Annotated in this window: 8 protein-coding genes; all 8 read left to right on the forward strand. The window is 63.4% G+C overall.

Annotation, left to right across the window (positions count from 1 at the left end):
* Positions 1 to 98 precede the first annotated feature (98 nt).
* Entirely contained in the window at positions 99 to 347 is a 249-nt protein-coding gene (locus tag AUR66_RS08635; RefSeq protein WP_058572048.1) for a DUF5816 domain-containing protein, read from the forward strand.
* 88 nt (positions 348 to 435) lie between these two features.
* Positions 436 to 780, forward strand: coding sequence for a DUF7116 family protein (locus AUR66_RS08640; RefSeq protein WP_058572049.1), 345 nt, complete (start codon positions 436 to 438; stop codon positions 778 to 780).
* A 42-nt stretch (positions 781 to 822) separates the two neighbouring features.
* The gene (locus AUR66_RS08645) at positions 823 to 1,509 is read left to right on the forward strand and encodes a hypothetical protein (RefSeq protein ID WP_058572054.1); all 687 of its coding nucleotides are present in this window, start codon (positions 823 to 825) and stop codon (positions 1,507 to 1,509) included.
* Entirely contained in the window at positions 1,506 to 2,165 is a 660-nt protein-coding gene (locus AUR66_RS08650) for a hypothetical protein (RefSeq protein WP_058572050.1), read from the forward strand. The genes AUR66_RS08645 and AUR66_RS08650 overlap by 4 nt, the downstream gene beginning before the upstream one ends.
* Positions 2,166 to 2,240: 75 nt before the next feature.
* Positions 2,241 to 3,041: a transcriptional regulator FilR1 domain-containing protein gene (locus AUR66_RS08655; RefSeq protein ID WP_058572051.1), complete on the forward strand. Its 801-nt coding sequence runs from the start codon at positions 2,241 to 2,243 to the stop codon at positions 3,039 to 3,041.
* A gap of 24 nt (positions 3,042 to 3,065) precedes the next feature.
* Positions 3,066 to 3,278: a dodecin gene (locus AUR66_RS08660; protein WP_058572052.1), complete on the forward strand. Its 213-nt coding sequence runs from the start codon at positions 3,066 to 3,068 to the stop codon at positions 3,276 to 3,278.
* 120 nt (positions 3,279 to 3,398) lie between these two features.
* Positions 3,399 to 4,778 carry a bifunctional metallophosphatase/5'-nucleotidase gene (locus AUR66_RS08665; RefSeq protein ID WP_058572053.1) on the forward strand — a complete coding sequence of 460 codons (1,380 nt, stop codon included), beginning with the start codon at positions 3,399 to 3,401 and terminating at the stop codon, positions 4,776 to 4,778.
* Between the two features lie 83 nt (positions 4,779 to 4,861).
* Positions 4,862 to 5,000: universal stress protein (locus AUR66_RS08670; protein ID WP_197409713.1), on the forward strand; the 139-nt coding region annotated here is incomplete at its 3' end.

A 5,000-nucleotide genomic window follows, 5' to 3' on the forward strand; every position in this document is an offset into this window, starting at 1 on the left:
CGTCGAGAACCCGAACGCGACGAGCAGTTGCGGGTGCGGCGAATCCTTCCGGACGTAGGCCCAGACTTCTTAAGCCACTCGCCCGCGAATCGAGGTACATGGCCGACTTACAATCACAGACCGTCGACAGTGGAAAGACCGTCTACGTCGCACAGGACGAAGTCGAACGCGGGTCGAAAGGGCCGTTCTACGTAGTCTACGCGACTGACGACGCCGAGAACCGATGGGGATTCCTCTGCAGTAACTGTGACTCGTTCAATACCGCGATGGACACGATGGGGCGAATCGAGTGCAACGAGTGTGGAAACGTCCGAAAACCAGACGAGTGGGACGCCGCACACGAGTAGAATCGTCTGTGCAACCGAACATTCGTTGACAATTGGTACGGTGTGCCGTGACAACCTTTATCAAGGGCGCTAGTGTAGATAGAGTTGCATGGCCCAGGCTTCGATTCCCCCTGTTCAGGAGGCTCGGTCGATATTCGGCCGGCTGGGGTACACCGTCTCGGGGGACGGACCCCAAATGCTGGCCGAACACAAGTGGCGTACGGTCCAAGTGACCGCACTGAGCTCGCGCGAAGCGTCTGAGTGCCGACCGGTACTTACAGACGGCGGAGACGAGAACGGATATCGCCTCCGCTGCTTCGTGACGTGGGACGACCACATCGATGCGCTCACAGAGCGCCTCCGAGGTGTCGACCTCCCGTACGAGTGGGCCATTATTGGTGTGTCGAACGGTGGGGGAGACGACTACGAAGTCGTTCGCGGCGCGAACACCTAACCGCGCCCAAACGTTTTCTCACCCCATCGCTAACGGATGGGTATGCCGCAGACCACGCAGTCGGGGCTACGTCGGTTTGTCCGTAACAAACGGCTCAACGCGGCCCTCTCGTGGTTATTCGTTGGATTTCTCGTAGCAGTCGCTATCGGGAGTGTCGTGGCCAACGACGACCTCGTCTGGGGTGGATTCGCAGCCATCGTCGCTATCCTGACCGTCGTCCCAGCGATTGCGTTCCGTGAACCACAGGCGATGCTCCCGTGGGAAGTGGTCGCGCTCGCGTCGTTCCCATTGGTCGCTCGAGTCCTCGTCACGGGGCAGACGATTGGCGGACTGACGTTCACAGGGCGCGTCTCGACGTACCTCGCCGTCGCCGCAGTCGCCCTCATCATCGCCGTCGAGTTAGACGTGTTCACGCCGGTTCGGATGAACCACTCGTTCGCCGTCTTCTTCGTCGTCATCGCGACGATGGCCGCCGCGGGCGTCTGGGCGGTGGTCCAGTGGTTGTCGGACCTCTACCTCGGGACGCGCCTCCTGTTGAACGGCCGGCCCGAGGACGTCGTCGAGACGGCCCTGATGTGGGACTTCGTGGCCGCGACAGTCGCCGGACTCGCCGCTGGATTACTGTTCGAGTACTACTTCCGCCGTCGGGCAGATTCGAGACAGCGCATCCCGGCAGAGGTCGTCGAAGCGGCGGAGACGGTCGAACCCGACGGAGGGGAGTCGCCGTGAAGATCCGGACGAGACTGCACATCGACGCACATCGCCAGCAACAACTCGCGCGAGCGATGCAACTGATTCTCGTCGGTCTCATCTTCATCGGGCTCGACCGGCGAAACCTCGGTATCGTGGTCAACGCATCCGTCGGCCTCGGCGTGACGTACTTGCCGGCGATACTCGAACGCGACTACCGCATCCCGATGGACGCCGGATTGACGCTCTGGATTTCCGCCGCCGCGTTCCTCCACGCACTCGGCACCGTCGGCATCCCCGGTTCCGAGACGAGTTTCTACGCCGGTGTCTGGTGGTGGGACCACCTCACCCACGCACTCTCGTCGTCCGTCGTCGCCGCGGCCGGGTACGCGACGATTCGGGCCGTCGACCAGCACACCACCGCTATCTACCTCCCCGGCAGGTTCATGTTCGTCTTCATCTTGTTGTTCGTCCTCGCGTTCGGCGTCTTCTGGGAGGTCATCGAGTTTGGGATTTCCCGTGTCGCCGCGCTCGCCGGGACTGGGTCGGTGTTGACGCAGTACGGACTCGAAGATACGATGTTGGACCTCGTCTTCGACACCATCGGTGGGTTAGTGGTCGCACTCTGGGGAACTGCCCACCTCACCGACGTGGTCGGTGCGATTCGGTCGCGTCTGGACGGCTCAACACAGTAGCGTGGCGACGACCACGTTCGTCGACCACCAACGCTGCCGTTACAAATTTGTAGGTGCGTTGAGGTTTAGAGGGTGATGAGGAAGTCGGCCACGACGGACAACCGGGCAGTCGACTTTTCGACTGTGTCCAAACGCCGGTCGATACTCGACGTGCTGACGACGGAGACGTACACCAAAGCGGAACTCGTCGACCTACTGTCGATCTCTCGGTCGACTATCGACCGTGGTATCGAGGAACTCACTGACCTCGGGTTGGTCGAACACATCTCTGGTGGGTTCGTCGCGACGAACACTGGCGTCGTCGCCTTGCGCACGCACGACGAAGCACTCGACACGTTCTCGACCGTTCTCGCCGCCGACGCAGTTCTGGCCCGTCTTCCGGACGGACTCGACGTGCCAACGTCGCTGTTCCGTGACGCCATCGTCTGCGACAGAGACCCCGCGGCACTCGAAAGCCAAGTCGAGGCCGTCATCGACGACGTGACGGCAATCGATGGCTTCAACGGCCCGTTTCGGTTCAGACTCGACCCGGACACACGTGAGACGCTCGTCTCGCTCGGCGAGGACGCGCGGTTCGTCGTCTCGGAGGAGTCGCTGTCGTGGCTCTCGTCACAGTACGGGGCCGCACTCGATGCCGTCCACGACGCAGGTGTTCGTATCTTCAGTGTCGCCGACGCTCCACCGTACGGGGTTTTCGTCGCCGAGCAACCGGACGACGCGTCTGTGACGCTCGTCGTGTACAACCACACGGGAGGTGTGGAGGCGATGCTCGTGAGTTACGACGCGCAGGCAATCGAGTGGGCTTGTGACCTCGTCTCCGAGTACGCCGAAACCGGGACGCCGTATCGAAGTGCAGACGGGGACGATTATTTGTGATAGTACGACGAATAGTCTGCCGAGATGGTGTTCAAGAAAATCACCCTCATCGGTCGGAGTAACGAGAGTTTCGACGCGGCAGTCGACGACGCAATCGACCGAGCAGAGGAGACGCTCGCCGGTGTCAAATGGGTCGAGGTGAAAGAACTCGGCGTCGAAGTCGCCTCTGTAGAGACCCGAGAGTACCAAGCAGAGGTCGAAGTCGCGTTCGAACTGCAAGGCGAAGCAGGCGAGTAACGCGGGTCGATTCGGGGAGCGACTGCTTCGTGGACCGGCGTCTGGCCCAAGTCCACTCCTCGAACTCCACTGCGTCCCGACGGCTTCTTGTCCAATCGCACCCCCACGTTCGACCAGCGAATGCCTCGGCTCCTCCACTACTCCGATATCGAGAACGTCTTCGACGACCCCGAGCGTGCGGGCTGCCTCGCCGGGTGCGTCACCGCCCTCGACGACGAACGAACCCTCGTCGTCGGCACGGGCGACAACACCTCTCCCGGCGTCCTGTCGCTCGTCGAACGAGGCGGGCAGGTCCTCGACTTCTACGACGCCGTCGACGCCGACTTGGAGACGTTCGGCAACCACGACTTCGACTATGGCGCGAGTCGGACCCGCGAACTCGTCGCCGCGAGTCGCCCGACGTGGGTCTCTAGCAACGTCCGCGACGAGAACGGCGACCAGTTCGCCGCCGCCGACGGTGCCGTCCCGTGGGCCACCCGCGAGATAGACGGTGTGACACTCGGGTTCTTCGGCGTGACAGACCCTGCAACCGGGTCTATCAACCCCGAAGCGGTCGAACTCACGTTCGACGACCCGTACGCGGCGGCAGACGACGCGACCACCGCACTCCGCGAAGAGGGTGCCGACGTCGTCGTCGCACTCTCACACCTCGGGAGCGGCGACGACGAACTCGCCAGTCGGTGCGACGTCGACCTCGTCCTCGGCGGGCACGTCCACGCAGAACGCGACGACGTGGTCGACGGCGTCCCAATCGTCCGCCCCGGCGCGAACGGTCACGTCGTCTGGGAAGTTCGAATCGAGGTGGAGCGAATCGAGACGGTCCGACACAGGACGTCGGAGTACCGCCCCGTCGAGTCGCTCGTGACGGCGCTCAACGGGCGTGTCGACGCCGCTGGTCTCGACGACATCCTCTGCCGAATCGACCGCCCGATGGACCGGTCAGAAGAGACTGTCGCCGCCGGCGAGTGTCGGGTTGGGAACGCTATCGCGGACGCCTACCGCTGGGCCACTGGCGCGGACGTCGGCCTGCAAAACAGCGGCGGGATTCGCTCGGGTCCGCCAATCGGCCCCGACATCACCCACGCCGACCTGGTGAGTCTCGTCCCGTTCGAAGAGCATCTGGTCGTCGCCGAAGTGACCGGCACGGAACTGCTCGCCGTCTTCAACGCCGCCCGCGGGACGAAGATGGGATTCGGCGAACCCGAGTGGTGGCACGCACACGTCAGTGGTGCACGCATCGTCTGGGACGACGAACGAGACGAAGTCGTCGAGGCCACCGTCGGCGGCGACCCAATCGACCCGGAGAGGCTCTACACCCTCGCCACGAGCGATTACGTCCTCCACAGCACACAGGAGTTCCCGGCGGCGACACAGGCACACCGCGCCGGTGAGTTCGGGATTCAACACGAGGAACTGGCACGGTACGCCCGCGACGTCGGGTTCGACGCGGCAGTCGAGGGGCGAATCGAGCGACGGACGACGACACCCGCGGAGGACTGACCGATCTCCAACCGCCGTTCAGACGCCGGCCAACGCGTCCGAGAAGGAAAGGTTGACGCACACCCAGTGAGTGGGTCCCGAATATGACACGGGTCGTGGTCCCGGTTCGGTATCCGCTCTCCAGACACTCGCGGGCGACGCTCGAAGAGGCAGTCCGCGTCGCGAGGGAACGCGACGCGGAGTTGACGGTCCTCCACGTCGACCTCTACCAGTCGAACCGAG

Source organism: Haloferax profundi, assembly GCF_001469865.1.
Classification (GTDB): Archaea; Halobacteriota; Halobacteria; order Halobacteriales; family Haloferacaceae; genus Haloferax; species Haloferax profundi.

Bases quoted from the DNA above. Each gene is read 5' to 3' on its own strand.
- AUR66_RS08635 (WP_058572048.1), top strand. From the start codon at position 99: ATGGCCGACTTACAATCACAGACCGTCGACAGTGGAAAGACCGTCTAC.
- AUR66_RS08640 (WP_058572049.1), top strand. From the start codon at position 436: ATGGCCCAGGCTTCGATTCCCCCTGTTCAGGAGGCTCGGTCGATATTC.
- AUR66_RS08645 (WP_058572054.1), top strand. From the start codon at position 823: ATGCCGCAGACCACGCAGTCGGGGCTACGTCGGTTTGTCCGTAACAAA.
- AUR66_RS08655 (WP_058572051.1), top strand. From the start codon at position 2,241: ATGAGGAAGTCGGCCACGACGGACAACCGGGCAGTCGACTTTTCGACT.
- AUR66_RS08660 (WP_058572052.1), top strand. From the start codon at position 3,066: ATGGTGTTCAAGAAAATCACCCTCATCGGTCGGAGTAACGAGAGTTTC.
- AUR66_RS08665 (WP_058572053.1), top strand. From the start codon at position 3,399: ATGCCTCGGCTCCTCCACTACTCCGATATCGAGAACGTCTTCGACGAC.